Consider the following 19,744-nt stretch of genomic DNA (forward strand, 5'->3'; position numbering starts at 1 on the left):
ACTTTGGGTGGAGTTAACGTTTCTTTAAGATGAAGAGAAAGCGACAATGAGGAGTAAGAAATGGCAGCAGCTGAAGTTTTTGGTGGTTGTGTGTTAGAAGGTTCTGTGCGGGTATCTGGGGCCAAAAACTCGACAACCAAGTTACTCGTTGCGTCATTATTATCGGATCGCAAATGCATTTTACGTAATGTCCCTGATATAGGAGATGTACGTTTAACTGTTGAATTGTGCCGTTCTTTAGGTTCTATAATACATTGGGATAAACAAGCAGAAGTCATAGAGATTCATACACCTGAGATTCGCATGTCCGAAGTGTCCGCACAGTTTTCTCGGGTGAATCGTATTCCTATTTTATTATTAGGAGCTCTACTAGCTCGCTGTCCGGAAGGCGTTATTGTCCCCTGTGTCGGGGGAGATGCTATAGGGGAAAGGACTCTAAATTTTCATTTTGAGGGTTTAGAACGGCTAGGGGCAAAGGTTGTCTATGACGGACATGGATATCAAGCTGCTGCTCCTCAAGGTCTTGTCGGAGCGTACATTACTCTTCCTTACCCTTCTGTAGGAGCTACTGAGAATTTGATATTAGCTTCTGTTCGCGCTCAGGGAAGAACGATCATCAAGAACGCTGCTTTAGAAGTAGAAATCTTGGATCTTATTTTGTTTTTGCAAAAAGCAGGAGTGGAGATCACTACAGATAATGATAAGACGATAGAAATTTTTGGTTGTGATGATTTTTACGAAGTAGATCACTGGGTGATCCCCGATAAGATAGAAGCGGCTTCATTTGGTATGGCTGCCGTGCTTACCGGCGGGCGCATTTTTGTAGAAAATGCCGAGCAATATCTGATGATTCCTTTTCTTAAAACCTTAAGGTCTATAGGAGGAGGGTTCTCAGTGACAGAAACAGGAATCGAATTCTTTTATAACGAACCATTAAAAGGTGGTGTTGTATTAGAAACCGATGTACATCCTGGATTCCTTACAGATTGGCAACAACCTTTTTCAGTTCTTCTCTCTCAGGCAGAAGGATCTTCTGTGATTCATGAAACCGTGCATGAGAATCGGCTAGGGTATTTACGCGGTTTACAGCAAATGGGAGCGAATTGCGAGCTGTTCTACCAGTGTTTAAGCTCAAAGGCTTGTCGTTATGCAACCGGAAATTTTCCCCATAGTGCTGTCATTCACGGAGCGACACCATTGAAAGCTTCTGAACTGGTTATTCCCGATTTGCGTGCAGGATTTGCCTATATTATGGCAGCTCTCATTGCAGAGGGTGGACCTTCTTTAATCAGAAATACCCAGTTGTTAGATCGGGGATATTACAATTGGGTGGACAAACTGAACTCTTTAGGAGCAAAGATCCACTTGTTGTCCTTAGATCCCGTAGCGTTCTAAACTTACAATCTATCCAAAGTTTGTAACCCTAACAGATGCATGCCCGTAGCTAGGGTCTTTTCAACAAGAGCACAAAGATAAAGACGTGCTTTTTGATGAGGAGATCCTTCAATATGGCAGTCTCTGAAAAAAGCATGAAACTTGTTTGTAAGCATATAAAGATAGTCTGTTAGGAAGTGAGGGCAGAGCTCTTTAAGAGTGAGATCAATAGCTTCTGGGAAGCGTAGTAAGGCTAAAGCTAACGCTTCTTCGGAAGGCTCTTGAATATCAGCCGTAGACTCTAAGCTAAGTTTTTCAATGCCTAACCGCCGTTTTATTCCTTGGATACGTACATAACCATAAAGAATAAACATCGCTGTATTTCCTTCAAAACGCAGCATCTTCTCAAAAGAGAAGACATAGTCGCTAACACGATGAGAGGAAAGATCAGCATATTTGATAGCATTAATACCAAGAACAGGAGCTCGTTCCGCAATTTCTGCCTCAGACATCTCTGGGCGGTGCTTTTTTAAAGTAGCCACAGCTTGATCTATAGCCATGTCTAACAATTCCTGAAGTTTAATATTTTCTCCAGAACGAGTTTTGAACTTTTTCCCTTCAGAATCAAGAACAAGGCCAAAACCTACATGAGAGAAGACTTCTTTATTGGGAAGGTAGCCAGCAGCTAATGCCGTAGCCTCAAGAAGTTGAAAATGTAAGGATTGTCCCATGTCGGTAACAATAATAATTTTATCCGCATGGTCGTGCTCTACGCGATAACGCATAGCAGCTAAATCAGTAGTGGCATAGTTGTAGCCACCATCACTTTTTTGTACCATAAGAGGGATAGAAAAACCCTCATGAAAAACACATTTTGCATTATCGGAAATTGTGATGAGATTTTTCTTTTCTAAGTCTTTGATAATCTCAGGAAGGAAAGGATTATAGAAAGATTCCCCACGTTTCTCTATGCTAATGTCTAAAATATTGTAAATCTTTTGAAACGCTCGTTCAGAAATTTCGCATATGCGTTCCCAAAGTTTTCGTGCTTTGGGGTCTCCTGATTGCAATGCCACAACATTTGTTTGTGATCGTTTCTTGAATTCTGCATCTTCAGCAAAACGAGCGTGTGCTTTCTTGTATAAAATCGTTAGATCTTCAAGATTTTCGATATCTTCAGAGGATTCCTCCTGAAGATAAGTAATAAGCATGCCAAACGCTGTTCCCCAATCACCAATGTGATTCAATCTTAACACGTCATTACCCACAAAAGTAAATATACGAGCTAAACAATCACCGATAATTGTAGAACGTAGATGGCCTACGTGCATGTCCTTAGCAATGTTTGGAGAAGAAAAGTCTATAACGACTTTTTTAGGATCTTTAACACGAAATCCTGAAGATAGATCCTGAGAATATGACTGTAAACTCAGGTTGAGAAATTCTTTTGAAAATGTGAAGTTAATAAATCCAGCACCTGCAATTTCTATAGAAGAGAAACTATTTTTGGAGATGTGATTCACTATAGATTCCGCAATAGCTCTAGGAGGCATTTTTAATGTGCGGGCAAGCTTCATCGCATCATTACATTGGTAATGGCCGAAAAGCTCTTTTGTTGATTGCGTGATGTCAGGAGAGATGGTTTCTATTTGAGGGAATGCAGATAGAATCGCTTCTCGACATAAAGAGGAAAGATAGGAAAGAAGAGTCATTTAAGGAACCTCTCCAATACAACCATTTTCATACCAAGTTTTTAGCTCTGCTATTTTGCTCATGATCCTATCTGTGGCTATTTGGTAAGTTTCTTTGGAACTTAGGGTCTCATTATTAATCAAATCGTCAAAAGTTAGTGGTGTGCCAAAAACACAGGTAACGGTTTTCCAAATTTTAGGAAATTTTTGATAGCGATTGAAAATATCATAGGTCCCACCAATATATACAGGAATAACGGGAACGCAAGCTTTGATCGCTATTAAACCAACACCAACTTTTCCAGGAAGTAGCTCTCCCGTTGGGCTCCGCTCACCTTCAGGATAAATAATGAGCTTTTTGTTCTTTTTTAAAATTTCGAAAGCAGCTTTACAAGCTGCAGCATTTCCTCCCCCTTTTTTGACAGGGTAACATCCCCATTCTTTATACAACCACCCAGTAAACCGATTACTAAATAATGTAGAACGCGCTAAGTGATACAAACACCCACGAACAGATAAGTGCAAAGCTACGGGATCCAAATAAGAATTGTGGTTTGCAGCAATAATAGCCGCTCCTTTAACAAGATTCTTTTTTACTCCGTAAACTTTATGTCTATAGAGTAGGGTAAAGGCAACTCGAGTAAGAAATTTACAAACTGTAAATATCATGGCAATTTCGGAGAAATTAAAGCTGAAATTTTCTCTAGAACTTGGCTTATTGTCAAATCTGAAGAATCTAAAACAACAGCTCCTTCCGGAATAACTAGAGGATCGAGAGTGCGTTGGCTATCTGTTTCATCACGTTTCACTAGTTGAGCATATAAAGCTTCTTTTGAAATAGAATCATTGGGAAGATCTTTTAATCTTCGCGCAGCGCGCACTTCAGCACTCGCAGTGAGAAAGATCTTTACATCAGCATTAGGGAATACCTTAGAACCCATATCTCTTCCTTCAAAAACACAATTACCTAATTCAGCATATTTTCTTTGCAGTTTGTGCATGAAAAGACGTACTTCAGGCAGTTGAGATAATTTTGAAGCCGCATTGGCAACTTCTTGAGTCCCTAGCTCTACAGATAGAAGATTTCCTTCTAAAAAAGCTTCCAAGGGCTGCCCAGAAACAAATGAAAAAGAAAATGGGGGGTTGTCAATAAGTTCTTGAATCGAGAGATGTTTCCATGGTTCACACAAGTGTGTGTAGGCCAGGGTACGGTACATTGCCCCTGTATTGCAGTAGTTGAAGTTTAAGTCCTTTGCAAGAGCCTTTGCTATTGTGCTTTTCCCTGTCCCTGAGGGGCCATCTATTGTAATAATCATCTGAGAAACATAGATTTTTGCGTAATCAAAAGTAGAATATACACAATAGGTGTAGAAAGTAGAAGAGAATCTAAAGTATCTAAAGTGCCTCCTACTGCTTTTAATTGGTTGCTATTTTTAATTTTAGCATCACGTTTAAAAATAGATTCTATAATATCGCCAAAAAATCCGCTAATTCCAAGAATCACACCCAAAGCAATCAAGATACTGGGCATAGTGATAAAATCAGCAAACCGCGCAGGAATTTGTAAGAAGAATGCTATACTAATTAAAGTCGCTCCAAGACATCCAGAGACGAAACCAACAATCGTCTTGTGAGGACTGATTTCAGGCGTAATTTTCTTTTGACCAAATGCTTTTCCGAAGAAATATCCGAAGATATCAGCTCCTTTTGTTGTGGCAATGAGGAAACTTGCCCACCAAACCCCTAAAAAGGGTTCCTTAGTATGAATGAAACCATACAGGATATACAAGAACAGACGTATAGGAATACCCACGTATAGCATAGAAAATAAGGTGATTCCTGAGGTTTCTAAGGGCCCACAGGTATTTTTTCTTGATCTAAAGACGTTAATAACGATCCAAACAAATAGGAAACACCAGGGGAGGGTTGAAACAAATTCAGGAAGTACATGATGCCAGCGAATCGCAATAAAGCTGGTTAAAACAAAAATAAAAGATCCAATAGCACTATATAAACGGAATGCATAATGCATCTTTACCTTCGCCATAGTCCCGTATTCATACGTCCCTACAGCACCACAAAGCGCTGAGATAAACCCTAAAGCGAACGATGTCAAAGGGAATAAAGAACTATAAAGAAGCAGTACTAAAAATGTAAGAACCAACGAATGTACAACAACTCGTTGAAAAAGATCTCCATAGAAGGGAGTTTTGAACTTATTCAATTTCAACATGGCTATTTGCCTCCTCGTCGTGATCTGTGTTGGTAAGCTTTAATGGCATCTAGAAGATGATAAGGTTTAAAATCCGGCCATAAAACATCGGTTACATATAGCTCTGTATATGCTATTTGCCATAAGAGGAAATTACTGACACGCATTTCGCCACCAGTGCGAATTAATAAATCCGGATCGGGAATTTCTGAAGTGTCTAAATACAAGCGGATTAACTCTTCAGAAACTGAGTCTAAGGATATTTTTTTATTTACTAAATCATGATGTAGTTTTTTAAATGCGCGTACCAGCTCATCTTTCCCACCATAGTTAATAGCTAAAACAAGCTCCCTAATCCCATGTCCCTGAGTCTCCTCCGCTACTTTGGAAATTTGTTTCTGCAAGTAATGAGGTAGGGCTAACAAATTTCCTATGCAACGTAGCCGGATCTTATTTTCAATAAGGTAGGGAAGCTGTTCATCTAGTTGCGAATGGAAGAGTGAAAAAAGCTCAGCAACTTCTTCAGCTGATCTTAGAAAATTCTCCGTAGAGAAGGCAAATAATGTGAGGACCTCTATACCCAAGGAAAAAGCAGACTCAATAATCTTGGGTAAAACCTTAGCTCCGTAGTAATGCCCAGAAGAACGCTTAACAGAGCACTGCGTTTGATGTTGCTGATACCAACGCCGATTTCCGTCCATAATGATGGCAACATGCTTCGGTAGAGACTGCATGGATAGACTAGCTTGATCCGCCTGTTTTAAGGTGAGAGACATATCTACATCATTAGTTGTGGAAGTATACGTTATGACTGAACAATAGCAGCTAAACCTCTTCTTAAGCCAAAGTAATAGCTTAAGAGTTTTTGCATTTTCTTCGGGATGTAAAACATCTGAAAATAATTCAAAAAGTTAAAACCTCCGAGAGGCATAGTAGAAGAAACATCATATCTTGACAAGTTGATATTCTTGAATCGGAAGATATTGAAAAGCACAATAAGACCTTGCAGAGATCATTTTAATGAAGATCTCTATGTATTTCGAGCAAGTACAATGTGTTGGGAATTTAGAGGGAGGGAGTGAATTTTTTCATTTGCAAAATAGAGAAATACCGAAGGCAGGTGTCAACATATTTCCTAAAAATACGGTTAGGGAATTTTTGTGTTCTACGTTCTTGTTGTAGAACAAACACCCTGAGACCTATATGTAAAGGATGTTTACAATTAAAATAATTATAAAATGACAAGAAATTTTTTAACATAAAGTTACTAGAGGTTTTTTATTTCTTTGATTTGTTATACTTTAATTGCGTTTTAGAAATAGTTGTTTTCAGTTATGAGACTAATACTAGAGACTTGTAAGGTATTTTAAATGAAATTGCCTAGAATATGTTTTGGGTATGTTCCGAAACTTGCGTTTATGTGTACAAAAGAAAAAGGCAATGTTCATTACATTCCTACTGCTCGCCACGCAGCTAAAAAGGTTGTTTCGGGAATTTTTGCTGTTTTAGGAACAGCAGCGTTTTCCTGTAGTATACTGGCTGCGAGTATGTGTCAGACCTTTTTCCCTTGTATCGGATTATTAATCCTCGGAATTCTCTTGTTTATCATTGCGTATTGCCAATATGGAAGAGCATGGACGCGCATAGAAATTCCAAAATTACGTTATCGCAAACATAACGTTTCTTCGATAACAGAGAGAGAATACCTTTCTTTATTGTGGAAGTGGCGTTTTCTGTCTCCAGGTGTATACTGTCATCAAGTAAATAGAAATATTTATATCTGCGAAGGAACCAAGGATAATCTAAAGAAAATTTTAGAAAAAAGATCTGCAAAAAAGAACGGGACGATTTTAATTCAGGAATTAGATTTAGACGCAATTCGACACGATCAGTTAGCAGCCGAAACTCAATATCAAGAAGTCTTTCAACTACCCAAGTCTATGCTAGAGGATGTTACAAGCTTTTTGAGAACTTCGTATTCTGAGGAAAAAATCGTTTCTGCTCCATGGCCAGATTGCGCTCCAGGGCCTACGCCTCAAGAAGTGCTGTATACGCATATTCCCGGATTGCGACAGGGTGAAGCTCATGAGTGCGCTTCTTTGCTCCCAGTATATACAGAAACATATATTGAAGCTTTCAAAGCAGCAATAGAAAGAGTCGCAGTTTCTCGTGTGGTGAGTAGGGAAGGGATTTGCCTTTTAGTTTCTCCTTTGGGAGTTGTAAAAGGTCTAAGTCCAGAGGCTCTACATGCTACAAAAACTCTGTCTAAAACAGCTTTTCTTCAAGCTGTAGAATCTTTAGCATTGGACACAATACTCCCCGAAAGTAAGTCCAAACTTCCAATAACTATAGCTCTTGTTGATCCTGAAAGCGTGGCTCCATTAAGATCCGTGGATACTAATGTGATGTTCCCAAGTAGAGAAAGTTTATCTTTCTCAGATTTTTCTCCTTCAAGTTCTTCCTGGTGTCATGTGATTTAATCTACCCTAGAGATAGTCTCTTGGGGTAGATTGATTTTTTACGAAATTTAAGTTTATAAGAAATCATAACTAAAAGAGATGATACCAATTTATAAGTTATAACCTTAGGAATGTAATGTTTTCTTCGTAACAAATTATCTGTTTAAATTTCTAAACAGGTCTTCATTTGACGATATTATTTTCAATTGGTATTTTGGTTCATTAGTATTTCTATTCAAAATATTCGCTATTTTAAAAGAGCCACGCAATGAAACAGAGATTTGGACGCAATTTAAGTATTATTATTTTTGTTTTTGGATTAGCTCTATACTATGTGTTGCCCACATGTCTGTATTACTCACGACCACTAAATAAAAAAGTCGATGAGAAAGAAGCTCAACAAATCGTACGTAAGTTAACGAATCAAGTGGCTGAAGTACGTAGCGACATTATTCCCAGAGTTTCTTCTGTGCTCTCTGCATTGAAATTACGCGGACATATTGTACAGCATCCCAGTATCCCGGGTGTGGTGAATGTTCACTTCAAAGATAATGCAGATGCCTATACGTTCCTTGAAAATATGATTTATGGCGAACCCACGGTTCCTATAAAATCCTCGCGTTTATACGTTTTAGGGTACGACAATAAAGATGGCGGGGTTGTTCAAGTTACCGGCGCCTTAACTACGGCTTTAACAGAAAACGATTTTTCTTTTGTTCCCTACAATCGAGAAGATGCAGAACCAGGAAAGGAAATTTTAAACGCTGCTCTTCATTTGATTACTCCAGCTCCTGCTCATTCTTGTTCCTGCGGTTATACCTCGATTTGGAATACAGCATCTATAGCTAAGGTAGTGCAGTTAGCAGAGAACCTTTCAGTGGGTTTAGAAATTCTTCCGAATTCCAGGACTCCAGCGCTACTGAATTACTTCTTCTCTTCTGAGAAGGATTACTCTGCATTTTTATCACGATTGGAAAATGTATCAACGCATTCTGATCTTTCAGAACAACATCGATCTATTTTACAATCCGTACATCAAAATTTGAAGTTGAGATCGCCAAGATGGAAAAAAGCGTTTACGCGCATAGTGGATAATTCTTTAGATTGCAGCACACTATCTCCATTCTTTTCTTCCGTAGATTTTTCTCCTAAAGAAAGAAAACTCGTGTTTTGTCTCGATCCTAATGTGCTTGCTAAACGTGATGAGTTGTCTGCAGAACAGCGCCTAGATTTTGATTCGTGGTTGGCAAAAGAAAAACAAAGATTGTCTCATAAGCTTCAACGACCTGCTCAAGAATCTGCGCAAGGATTTGCGTTTAATCTCAGTGATAAAGATGCGAGCGGAAAAATCGTGCTGCATGGACAACGTATCTATCAGGGGATAGTCGAGCATTTAGCTACACTAGCTTTGAACAGGCCCCCAGCACAATCTTGCGATCTTATTCGCGAACATTTCCCCATACATTGTCGTTTGCCTAGAGAAAGCGATGCTTTCGGTTGTTTTATTTTCTCACCAGAGAAAAGTTGTTCGCATTTTTCTAAGGGATCTATCTATGTAGTTCTTAAGGGATTACGCTCCGTCGCTGCGAAATATGAGCAAGGAGAAGGAGAAGATTCTAAGATTTTCGAGAAGGATTTACACAACTTATACAATTGTTTTGCTCATACAGATGCCATTCCCTGGAGTCTCGGAGAGGATGAGGTTCTAGAAATCCGACAGCCTTTACAAAGGTACTTCGATGTTTGGGGAGAAAATTTTGTCGTTGCCAATGAAGGTGAAACTGCTAGTCTTGAAGTGCGCGATATTCGCGATCGTTTAGATACCCTAAATCGTATTGAAAAGCGCCGTCAAGAAGAGTGGGTACGTTGGCACGAACAATACAAACAGTCCAGTTGTTCTATGGACCCTCAACAGCGTATACGTGCTGCTGTACCTCACCGAAGCGCTTTTGTTGAAAATCTTAAACTTAACCTACGCAAATACTCTCGAGGAGATAGTGTCCTTCGTCTAGGGATTGATTTTATCGGTGGGAAACAGATCCGCTTGGCCTTCAAGGATCATCAAGGGAAGCAGTTAACAGATAAGGAAGGGATTCTTAAGGTTTCTGATGAGCTTTACGCGCGTTTAAATAGGCTGGGAGTTTCAGAAGTAGAAATACGCAGAGAAGGGGATAACGTACATTTAAGTGTTCCTGGATCTACCAAAATTTCTTCCGAGGAAATTTTGGGAACTTCTCAAATGACTTTCCACGTAGTAAATGAAAAGTTCTCCCCCTACTCTGCTCTCCGTTATGAAGTCCAAAGGTTTTTAGACTATTTATGGTTTACAGCACAAAGTCAAGACGCTACTTCCCCGGAAGCAGTGAATAAGCTCGCGAGTTATATTTTTAACAATCCAGATTCCCGCTTACCCTCCAGTGTTCAAGAAGCAGTAGCCAAACTGCAACAGGAAGGTCTTGCTTTCCCAAACATGGATAGCGAGATTTCTTCATCGCATTTAGATACTACTTATTCAATGATCGCTATAGAAAAAGATGTTGAGGGAAAGGCAAACCCCTTAATGATTGTTTTCCGTAACTATGCTTTAGATGGTGCTTCGTTAAAAAATATTCGGCCAGAATTTGCTGTAGGCGAAGGGTACATTTTAAATTTCTCCGTAAAAGATACTGGAATAGCTCAAAAAGCCTACGATGTTTCTCCGAGAGAAAGTTTCCATGCATGGACTTCTACTTACTGTCAGGAAGGTATCAGTGGAACTGAGAATGGTCAGTATTCTTCAGGTAGAGGGTGGAGAATGGCTGTTGTACTTGACGGTTACGTAGTTAGTGATCCTGTGTTAAATGCTCCTTTGAAAGATCAAGCGAGCGTCTCCGGGAAGTTTTCCCATCGTGAGGTGAACCGCTTAGCTACAGATTTAAAATCAGGATCTATGTCTTTTGTTCCTGAAGTGTTAAGTGAAGAAGTTATCTCTCCTGAATTAGGAAAACAGCAGCGTACACAGGGAATCATTTCAGTATGCCTTGGCCTTGCTGTTTTGATCATTTTAATGAGTGTTTATTACAAGTTCGGCGGTGTCATTGCTTCCGGAGCTGTTATTCTCAATCTTCTATTAATTTGGGCAGCTTTACAATATCTCGATGCACCACTAACCCTCACTGGATTGGCAGGAATTGTCCTTGCTATGGGAATGGCTGTAGATGCTAACGTCCTTGTTTTCGAAAGAATTCGAGAAGAGTATTTACTGTCTCGAAGTCTTACTCAATCTGTAGAAGCTGGGTATAAGAAGGCTTTCGGAGCGATTTTTGACTCCAATCTCACGACTGTATTGGCTTCGTTACTTCTTTTAGTTTTAGATACAGGGCCGATTAAAGGGTTTGCTCTTACTTTAATCTTGGGAATTTTCTCCTCAATGTTTACAGCCTTATTTATGACGAAGTTCTTCTTCATGGTGTGGATGAATAAAACCCAAGAAACACAGCTACACATGATGAATAAATTCATCGGCATCAAGCATGATTTCTTGAAAGAGTGCAAAAGACTCTGGATGATCTCCGGAAGCGTGATTGCCTTAGGGTGTGTGGCTTTAGGTTTTGGCGCTTGGAATTCTGTTTTAGGTATGGATTTCAAAGGTGGTTATGCCCTTACCTTGAATATCGCTGATCAGAAATCGGTAGATGTGACAAATGTCCGCAGCAAATTGGGAGATAAATTTAAGCAAGTAGGGATATCTCCTAGAGACTTTAGAATCAAAACTTTTGGTTCTTCTGATAAGATAAAAATTTATTTTAGTCAGAACGCACTAACACGAGTGCAGACCCCAGAAAGACCCGCTATGGAAGCGACAGATCCTAACCTATCTATCGTGATGAATCTACTTTCCGATACGGGGATCGATATCTCTTCTGAAAATCTCAAAGATGTTCAGAATTTCTGGTCTAAAGTTAGCGGTCAGTTTTCTAATAAGATGCGACAACAAGCTTGCATAGCATTGGTAGGTGCCTTATTAATCATATTACTGTATGTTAGCCTGCGTTTCGAATGGCGTTATGCATTTAGTGCTATTTGTGCTTTGATTCACGATCTTCTTGCTACTTGTGCCGTATTAGTCGCTACGCACTTCTTCTTGCAAAAAATACAAATTGATTTACAAGCCATAGGCGCTTTAATGACAGTGTTGGGGTATTCATTAAATAATACCCTCATCATATTTGATCGTATTCGTGAAGATCGTCAGGAAAAATTATTTACACCTATGCCGATCTTAATTAACGATGCACTACAAAAAACTCTAGGAAGAACGGTAATGACCACAGCAACAACGCTATCGGTCTTGTTAATATTATTATTTGTTGGTGGAGGATCAATCTTTAACTTTGCTTTCATCATGACAATAGGTATTCTCTTAGGTACACTATCATCTCTATACATAGCACCGCCTCTTCTTCTATTTATGGTTCGTAAAGAGGAAAGAAAACAACAATAACCAGGAGTTATTGTTGTTTTTGGTTCAGAAGGATGAGAAAATGCTCTTTAGAAAGATAGATTTTTAAAGAGCTTTTACGACGCGAACATCTATGGCAAGTAAAGATAATTCTTCTGTATCTAATCCTACTTGGATATATCCTAAGTACGATCCCGCTCTACTTTCTTCTATTATAAAGGAGTTACATCTTCATCCGGTTGCTGCACAGACTTTTATTTCTCGAGGATTTCAAACGGTAGATGAAGTTCGTGATTTTCTTTATGTACATCTATCCAACCTGCATGATCCCGAACTTTTACTCGACATGTCAAAAGCTGTACAACGTTTGCTTCTCGCAAAAGAACGTGGTGAGCATGTCATGGTCTATGGAGATAGTGATGTTGATGGGATAACAGGCGTGGCTCTTCTTGTAGAGTTTTTGAGATCTATAGAAATGAAGGTTAGCTATTGTTTTTTAGGAGCATTCCTGAAACATTATGGCGAACCTTCTCTGTTGATTGCCAAGATGAAGGAAGAAGGCGTCACTTTGCTGATTACCGTAGATTGCGGGATTACTGCAGGGAAAGAAGTCAGTGATATCAATAAGCAAGGCATTGATGTCATTGTTACAGATCATCATATGCCTACAGGTAAAATCCCTCATTGCATAGCAACATTAAATCCAAAGCTCAGAGATCATACTTATCCAAATAAAGATCTCACTGGTGTAGGCGTCGCTTTTAAACTCGCCCGTGGTGTTGTTAACGCGTTACAGAAAAACAATCCAAAACTCAAATTAGACATTAAGCATTTATTAGATTTAGTAACTCTAGGGACAGTGACGGATGTGGGAACCCTTTTAGGAGAGAATCGCACCATGGTTCGCCACGGCATTAAAGAAATCGCCAAAGGGTCACGGTTAGGGTTGCGTAAATTATGCATTTTTTCAGGGGTAAAACCTTCAGAGGTTACCTCTACAGATATTGTTTTGAAAATTTCTCCAAAACTGAATAGTTTAGGAAGACTTGCCGACGCTTCTAAAGGCGTTGAATTGTTGCTGACCAAAGATCCAGAAGTTGCTGATGACCTCATTCAATATCTCGATAAGATCAATAGAGAACGCCAAAAAATAGAGGCTGACGTATTCCATGATGTACAAAAAATCTTAAAAAATCAGCCCGATATCGTTAAACAAGCAGCTATTGTACTATCGTCACAAGATTGGCATTCCAGAGTCATTCCTATTATTTCAGCACGCCTAGCGAAAGCTTATAATAAGCCCGTAGCGATTATTTCTAATCAGGGAGGGATAGGGAAAGGATCGTTAAGAACAATAGGGTCTTTCCCTCTCCTTGGAATATTACAAAAGTGCTCTCCTATGTTCATATCCTATGGAGGACATGATTTTGCAGCAGGCATTATCATTAATGAAGACCGAATAGAAGCTTTTAGGAAAAAGTTCATTCATCTTGTGAATTCATCGTTAAAAAAGGAAAAAGCTGTAGTTACCCTTCCCTTAGATGCTCGAGCTGATTTTGATGAGATAGATCACGATTTACTCTCTTCCATCGATCTGTTCGAACCTTTTGGCAAAGGTAATCCTGTACCTATCTTTTATACCATAGTACATCAAGTACGTTATCCGAAGTTATTACCAGGGAATCATCTGAAACTCTATCTTAATTACGGAGAAAGAAACTTAGAAGGCATAGCTTTTGGATTAGGGGATAGAATAGGAGCTCTAAAAGCGAGTTGGAATCAACCTTTAGAACTGGCTTATACACCACGTTTATCCCAATCTGCTAACGGAGGAGTCATTCATTTGTTAGTGCGTGATTTTCGTATTCTTCCACTAAATTACAAGGATACAACAGCAAGGTTTTAATCTTTTGAATATTAAATTTCTGTGTCTGATTTTTAAGATTTCTTAATGCTTTTTTCTTGAGTTTTTCTGCAGCCTAGTTTTAAATGATTCACCCAATTTTATTGAAGGCAGGACCTCTCTAAGTTTGTTTCCCCTGATATTTTTGTTAGCGAAAATATCTCTGAATATAATCCAAAGTAAACATTTTCTCGCTTATTACCCTCGTAACAAGAGATGAAGTGCTCTAGGGATTCTAGACGGGTAGAATAGTGGTTGTCCTGAGTAATTTTTCCGGGTTGTTTATGGAATTCTGAAGATAATTAAAGCAAAGTTTCTTTTCATAATTTTTATTTTAAATACGTTCTTCTTAAAAAGAAATATTTAATATAAGTAGATGAATAGGAACATTTTCTTTGTTTTATTCCACATTTTTTTTAAAATGCCCGCTTTTAACTTTTATATTCGTCAGTAGATATGTTTTCAGTCACTCAACCATCTGTTACAGGTAATTCCTTGTGTACGATGAAGCCCAAACCTGAAATCCTCGTATTTTCTTCCGAAGCTAATCGTAAGGCATATCAGAGAAGGGCATGCTGTCCTGTGATTTACAAGTTACTTGATGTTATTTGTGCTCTAGTTAAGTTAATTATCCGAGTTATTTTATTCATTCCCCTAGGTTTACTTTGGGTGCTGGGAAAGATATGCCAGAACGTTTTGCTTCCTGCTGCAGGTGGGGCCTTCGCAGTGCCTCTGTGTTACCCTAGAAAGTTATTACAGGAGGCCTTCCATAATCAAACGAGCCGTTGGGTAAATGATGGTTATGCAAGTTCTGTGATACGTGTACCTATCCAACATGATGATTTATTTATTGACGCTATAAAAGTCACATTCCCAGAGGCCAGAACAGATAGGTGGATGCTTGTCTCGTTAGGGAATGGTGAGTGTTTTGAAAATAGAGCGATTCTCCATTGTGATGATGATTGGATACTCAACATCGCCAAACAATCACAATCCAATGTTTTGGTATTTAACTATCCCGGAGTGATGCATAGTAGAGGGCGTGTTTCTACCGACTCTTTAAGTAAATCTTACCAAGCTTGTGTTCATTATCTTCGCGATCACCCTCAGGGTCCAAAGGCAAAGGAAATTATTGCCTACGGCTATTCTTTAGGTACCCTAGTACAGGCTCAAGCGCTGAGTAGCGAAGTCACTGATGGGAGAGATGGCGTGAGCTGGTTTGTTGTCAAAGATCGTGGACCAAGATCAGTTTCATCAATTGCACGTCAATGGGTAGGGCAATTAGGAGAGTTGACGATTAAGTTGTTAGGCTGGGAGATAGACTCTGCAAAGTTAAGCGAATCTCTTGTTTGCCCAGAATTATTTACACACGGAGTAGATTGCGGATCACAATTAATAGGGGACGGTTTGTTCAATAGGAATAATTGTTTTGCAGCGCCATTTTTAGATCCCAGTGCCCCTGTTCTTCCTGGTAGGAAGATTCCTGTAGGAGAATATCTTCTACATCATGAAGGTCCTCTTGATAAGAGAACTATACAACAGATTGTTGAACACATTAAGGACCATTTTGATTCGGGAGACCCAACTAACCGAAACAACAGTTGATGCGAGCTAACTTCAACTACACGAAAACGTATTTGTGCCTGGATAGAGAATCTTTTACGTAAAAGGTTCTCTATGGCACTGTTGTCCCTACCCTAGATTTGTCTTCAAAATTAAGGTGCTAATACTCGCATAAAGTAGTCCAAGCATTATAAAAAGCGCTTCAGAGTACTTTATCATAGTTAAAATAGGATTTTAAAATAGAGGGTTGAAATTATTACGATACAATCTGGTTATTTCTGATCTGTCTATTTATTTTTCAGCAGTTGAAATAGTTTTCTAAATAAATAAAAACTTTTGGCTTGGAAAGATCACAATGAAATCACGCATCTTCTTAAAATCGCTTCCTTGTAAGATGTTTGGAAGGAGTGGCTTGCGCTCAAATAGACTCATTTTGTTAAAACCCGCATGTTTTAATGTTAAGAAATATTAATAAAAGACAGAGTAATTTTGTTTTATTAAGTTTTAAACTAAAAACATCAACTTTGTATTAACAAAAAAGCTTGATTAATAAAGCTTTTCTTAGGAAAATGCTTATTTAAAAATTTCTAAAAAACAAGGAAGAACTACTAACTATTAAGGTTGTTTTAATTTTACAATATGTTGAGAGGGGAGGTTTGCTAACGTATGGAATGCATACAACATGAAAGCTGTTTCGATGTAGACGACAGAGAAGATGCGCAGCAAATTAAGGAACAGGAAGGAACCGAGATGGTTTCTATTACACAAGCTGCAAAATTGCATAATGTAACACGTCAAGCGATTTATGTAGCAATCAAACAAAAGAAACTAAAGGCTTCTAAAACAACCCGGTGGGAAATCGATCTAAAAGATTTGGAAGACTACAAACGTAATCGTTATTCAAGAAAGAAGTCCCTTTATCAAGGTGAATTGCTCTTTGATAATGAGAAGGGTTGTTATTCTGTGAACCAAGTCGCAGATATGTTAGGGATTCCTGTGCAAAAGGTATATTATGCTACACGTACAGGGACGATGCGAGGAGAGCGTAAAGGCGCTGCTTGGGTTATTAGCCAATCCGAGATCGATAGATACAAAAGCGAGTATTTGAATAAGCAAACAGCAAAGAAAGCCAAAGGCGTTACAGTTGTTGAGCATGCTATAGCGAAACCAGAAGAAACAGTTTCTTCCGAGACTCTCCTGTTTGAGAACAACTAGTTCATAATTTGTCTTCTTCTGCTTCTTAGCCACTGCTTTTATCTCTTTCGCCTTATTAACATCTCGTGCTTTTTTAATTTTTCTGTTTAGATGTAGATAAATCAGCTCTGCGTGATTTTTCATAAAAACTCTGTAGCTTGATTAGGGATGCAGAGTTTGTTTTTTTTCGTCTCTAATTTTATTGAGACAACCTAGAAAAGGATTTCACTTGAAGAAATAACTAGGTTCAAGGTATCAAGTCTCTTTCGTCTTAGGATTAAATGAGAATGGCTTGGGAAAACGTACGTGTTAGAGTTGCGCCGTCACCTACAGGGGATCCCCACGTAGGGACAGCCTATATGGCTTTGTTTAATGAAATCTTTGCAAAACGATTCAACGGGAAGATGATCCTGAGAATCGAAGATACGGATCAAACACGTAGCCGTGATGACTATGAAAAAAATATTTTCTCAGCACTGAAGTGGTGCGGGATTCAGTGGGATGAAGGACCCGATATAGGCGGCCCTTACGGCCCCTATAGGCAGTCAGAACGTACGGAAATCTATAGAGAATATGCCGAACTCCTGTTAAAAACAGACTACGCTTACAAGTGTTTTGCTACGCCTAAAGAACTTGAAGAAATGCGAGCTGTAGCCACCACTTTAGGGTATCGCGGAGGCTATGATCGCCGGTACCGCTATCTTTCTCCCGAGGAGATAGAAGCGCGCACTCGAGAAGGACAACCCTATACTATTCGTTTGAAAGTTCCCCTTACCGGAGAATGCGTTCTTGACGATTATTGCAAGGGTAGGGTGGTTTTCCCCTGGGCAGACGTAGATGATCAGGTTTTGATCAAATCCGATGGCTTCCCTACATATCACTTTGCTAATGTCGTGGATGATCATCTCATGGGCATTACCCATGTCCTTCGTGGAGAGGAGTGGTTGAGTTCTACCCCTAAGCACCTGCTTCTTTACGAAGCTTTTGGTTGGGAAGCCCCAACTTTCCTCCACATGCCATTACTTCTTAATCCTGATGGGACAAAACTTTCTAAAAGAAAAAATCCTACATCGATCTTCTATTATCGAGACGCTGGTTACGTCAAAGAAGCCTTCATGAACTTTCTTACCCTCATGGGGTACAGTATGGAGGGGGATGAGGAGATTTATTCTCTAGAGAAGCTTATCGCAAACTTCGATCCTCGACGTATCGGAAAGTCAGGAGCGGTTTTTGATACCCGCAAACTGGATTGGATGAATAAGCATTACCTGACTCATGAAAAATCGTCAGAAAGTCTGTTAGCTAAACTAAAAGATTGGTTAATCAATGACGAGTTTTTCTTAAAAATTCTTCCACTCTGTCAATCCCGCATTACTACTCTTGCCGAATTCATAGGATTTACCGGATTTTTCTTCTCCGTTCTTCCTGAATATTCAAAAGAGGAGCTTTTACCAGCAACTATTGTTGAAGAGAAGGCGGCTATTCTTCTTTATAGTTATGTCAAATATTTAGAAAAAGCTGATCTATGGGTTAAAGACCAGTTTTATCAGGGATCTAAATGGCTATCCTCAGCTTTCCAAGTACATCATAAGAAGGTCGTTATCCCTTTACTTTATGTGGCGATTACAGGGAAGAAACAGGGCTTACCTTTATTTGACTCCATGGAGTTATTAGGAAAGCCTCGTACACGCGCGCGTCTTGTTCATGCGCAAAATCTCCTTGGGGGCGTGCCTAAGAAAATTCAAACGACTATCGATAAAGTCCTTAAAGAAGAAGATTTTGAAAATAAAATCTTCGAGTTTTAAGACTTTTCGCTTAACAAGCACTCACTGCTTAGATTTTACACAACAGAACTATATGTTTTGTGGGTAAGATGCGTGAAAAATTGCCTTGGCTAGAGAAAAGTCTAGGGAATTCGCTTGCTTAGTTAAAGGGAGCCGTCTTTGTGCAAGAATATAGCTACGAGGAGGGGGAGCATAGGAACAGCTAGATACAAAGAGAGATAAAAAGAAAATACTATATATAAAAGAAAATCTTCTCATTTCTCAACTCCCTATTTGTTTAAATGTTAGAATAACTTTCTTTTTATTAGCTATTAATTATCAGCGTCCTTTTTATAATAAAATCATACATCTATGAATATTAATGATTTAAGAGGAGAAAAAAAGTTCTTCTTCATCAAACTGGCTTGATCAAGTGGTTTATAATCAAGTTCTTCAGGCTTCCTTTATAACACAGTTGTAGTTATTCAACTTTCTTTAATCAATCGCGTTAGTTTAACCCTAGTTTTGTTTTTTCTACCGGGAAAACAATTAGTTTAAGAAAAATATAAAATAGAAAAAAGAATTGATAAAATTTTTATTTTCTATTGTAATATTGCTTATGGGAAAGTGCTTTATTAATTATTAAAAATTGAAAGGGTTTTTAATAAGGAATCAAGCACATTAAGTTTTCTAATTAGAAAGGAGTTATAAACTTATGAAGAAAGCTGTTTTACTAGCTACAGTATTTTGTGGTGTTGTTGGCTTGACTAGTTGTTGCCGTATTGTAGATTGCTGCTTTGAAGATCCTTGCGCACCTAAGCCATGCAATCCTTGTGGTAACAAGAAAGACAAAGGCTGCAGCCCTTGTGGTGTCTATACACCTTCTTGCTCCAAGCCATGCGGCTCTGAGTGCAATCCAGGAGTTCAAGGACCTCAAGCTAAAGGTTGTACATCTCTAGACGGTAGATGCAAACAATAGGTAACAGTTCTTATCTGTTTACTTAAATTGGTTAGGCAGTTAGGAGGTAAATTATTTCCCTGCTAACTGCCTTTATGAAAAATAAACTTAAATGTTGAGGGTAAGAGTTCACAACTTTCTACCCGATGGCAGAAGAAAAAATAACACACGCGATAGGAGATCCCT

At 38.9% G+C, this 19,744-nt stretch carries 14 protein-coding genes; 8 read left to right on the top strand and 6 right to left on the bottom strand.

The annotated features are described in order from the left end of the window. The first annotated feature begins 60 nt into the window (after positions 1–60). Positions 61–1,395 carry a UDP-N-acetylglucosamine 1-carboxyvinyltransferase gene (gene murA, locus G5O_RS06040; protein WP_006342846.1) on the top strand — a complete coding sequence of 445 codons (1,335 nt, stop codon included), beginning with the start codon at positions 61–63 and terminating at the stop codon, positions 1,393–1,395. A gap of 2 nt (positions 1,396–1,397) precedes the next feature. Here murA and argS read toward each other — a convergent pair whose 3' ends face one another. The 5 genes from argS to G5O_RS06065 are packed head-to-tail and all read right to left on the bottom strand — an operon-like array spanning position 1,398 to position 6,053. Beyond that, positions 1,398–3,086: an arginine--tRNA ligase gene (gene argS / locus G5O_RS06045; protein ID WP_006342847.1), complete on the bottom strand. Its 1,689-nt coding sequence runs from the start codon at positions 3,084–3,086 to the stop codon at positions 1,398–1,400. Beyond that, complete coding sequence (locus G5O_RS06050; RefSeq protein WP_006342848.1) at positions 3,087–3,734, bottom strand: lysophospholipid acyltransferase family protein; 648 nt, start codon at positions 3,732–3,734, stop codon at positions 3,087–3,089. Beyond that, complete coding sequence (gene cmk, locus G5O_RS06055) at positions 3,731–4,381, bottom strand: (d)CMP kinase (RefSeq protein ID WP_006342849.1); 651 nt, start codon at positions 4,379–4,381, stop codon at positions 3,731–3,733. The genes G5O_RS06050 and cmk overlap by 4 nt, the downstream gene beginning before the upstream one ends. After that, complete coding sequence (locus tag G5O_RS06060) at positions 4,378–5,298, bottom strand: phosphatidate cytidylyltransferase (RefSeq protein WP_006342850.1); 921 nt, start codon at positions 5,296–5,298, stop codon at positions 4,378–4,380. The genes cmk and G5O_RS06060 overlap by 4 nt, the downstream gene beginning before the upstream one ends. A gap of 2 nt (positions 5,299–5,300) precedes the next feature. Further along, on the bottom strand, positions 5,301–6,053 hold the full coding sequence (locus tag G5O_RS06065) for an isoprenyl transferase (protein WP_013462601.1): 753 nt from the start codon (positions 6,051–6,053) through the stop codon (positions 5,301–5,303). 594 nt (positions 6,054–6,647) lie between these two features. On the opposite strand from G5O_RS06065, the gene G5O_RS06070 reads away from it, so the two are divergent. The 6 genes from G5O_RS06070 to gltX all read left to right on the top strand — a co-directional run bounded on the left by G5O_RS06070 (position 6,648) and on the right by gltX (position 18,642). Next, the gene (locus G5O_RS06070) at positions 6,648–7,757 is read left to right on the top strand and encodes a hypothetical protein (protein ID WP_006342853.1); all 1,110 of its coding nucleotides are present in this window, start codon (positions 6,648–6,650) and stop codon (positions 7,755–7,757) included. 247 nt (positions 7,758–8,004) lie between these two features. Further along, positions 8,005–12,219: a protein translocase subunit SecDF gene (locus tag G5O_RS06075; RefSeq protein ID WP_013462602.1), complete on the top strand. Its 4,215-nt coding sequence runs from the start codon at positions 8,005–8,007 to the stop codon at positions 12,217–12,219. Between the two features lie 91 nt (positions 12,220–12,310). Beyond that, positions 12,311–14,083 carry a single-stranded-DNA-specific exonuclease RecJ gene (gene recJ, locus G5O_RS06080; RefSeq protein ID WP_006342856.1) on the top strand — a complete coding sequence of 591 codons (1,773 nt, stop codon included), beginning with the start codon at positions 12,311–12,313 and terminating at the stop codon, positions 14,081–14,083. Between the two features lie 501 nt (positions 14,084–14,584). Further along, positions 14,585–15,685, top strand: a complete 1,101-nt coding sequence (locus G5O_RS06085; RefSeq protein ID WP_006342857.1) for a CPn0927/CPn0928 family alpha/beta hydrolase fold protein — start codon at positions 14,585–14,587, stop codon at positions 15,683–15,685. Positions 15,686–16,309: 624 nt separating this feature from the next. Next, on the top strand, positions 16,310–16,858 hold the full coding sequence (locus tag G5O_RS06090) for a helix-turn-helix domain-containing protein (RefSeq protein ID WP_006342858.1): 549 nt from the start codon (positions 16,310–16,312) through the stop codon (positions 16,856–16,858). 266 nt (positions 16,859–17,124) lie between these two features. Continuing rightward, positions 17,125–18,642, top strand: a complete 1,518-nt coding sequence (gene gltX / locus G5O_RS06095) for a glutamate--tRNA ligase (protein WP_006342859.1) — start codon at positions 17,125–17,127, stop codon at positions 18,640–18,642. A gap of 48 nt (positions 18,643–18,690) precedes the next feature. Here gltX and G5O_RS10520 read toward each other — a convergent pair whose 3' ends face one another. Beyond that, on the bottom strand, positions 18,691–18,879 hold the full coding sequence (locus G5O_RS10520) for a hypothetical protein (protein ID WP_016961620.1): 189 nt from the start codon (positions 18,877–18,879) through the stop codon (positions 18,691–18,693). 436 nt (positions 18,880–19,315) lie between these two features. Between G5O_RS10520 and G5O_RS06105 the strand changes: the two genes are divergently transcribed. Beyond that, positions 19,316–19,579, top strand: coding sequence for a small cysteine-rich outer membrane protein (locus tag G5O_RS06105; protein ID WP_006342860.1), 264 nt, complete (start codon positions 19,316–19,318; stop codon positions 19,577–19,579). The last annotated feature ends 165 nt before the right edge of the window (positions 19,580–19,744 follow it).

It is taken from the genome of Chlamydia psittaci 6BC (assembly GCF_000204255.1).
Lineage (GTDB): Bacteria > Chlamydiota > Chlamydiia > Chlamydiales > Chlamydiaceae > Chlamydia > Chlamydia psittaci.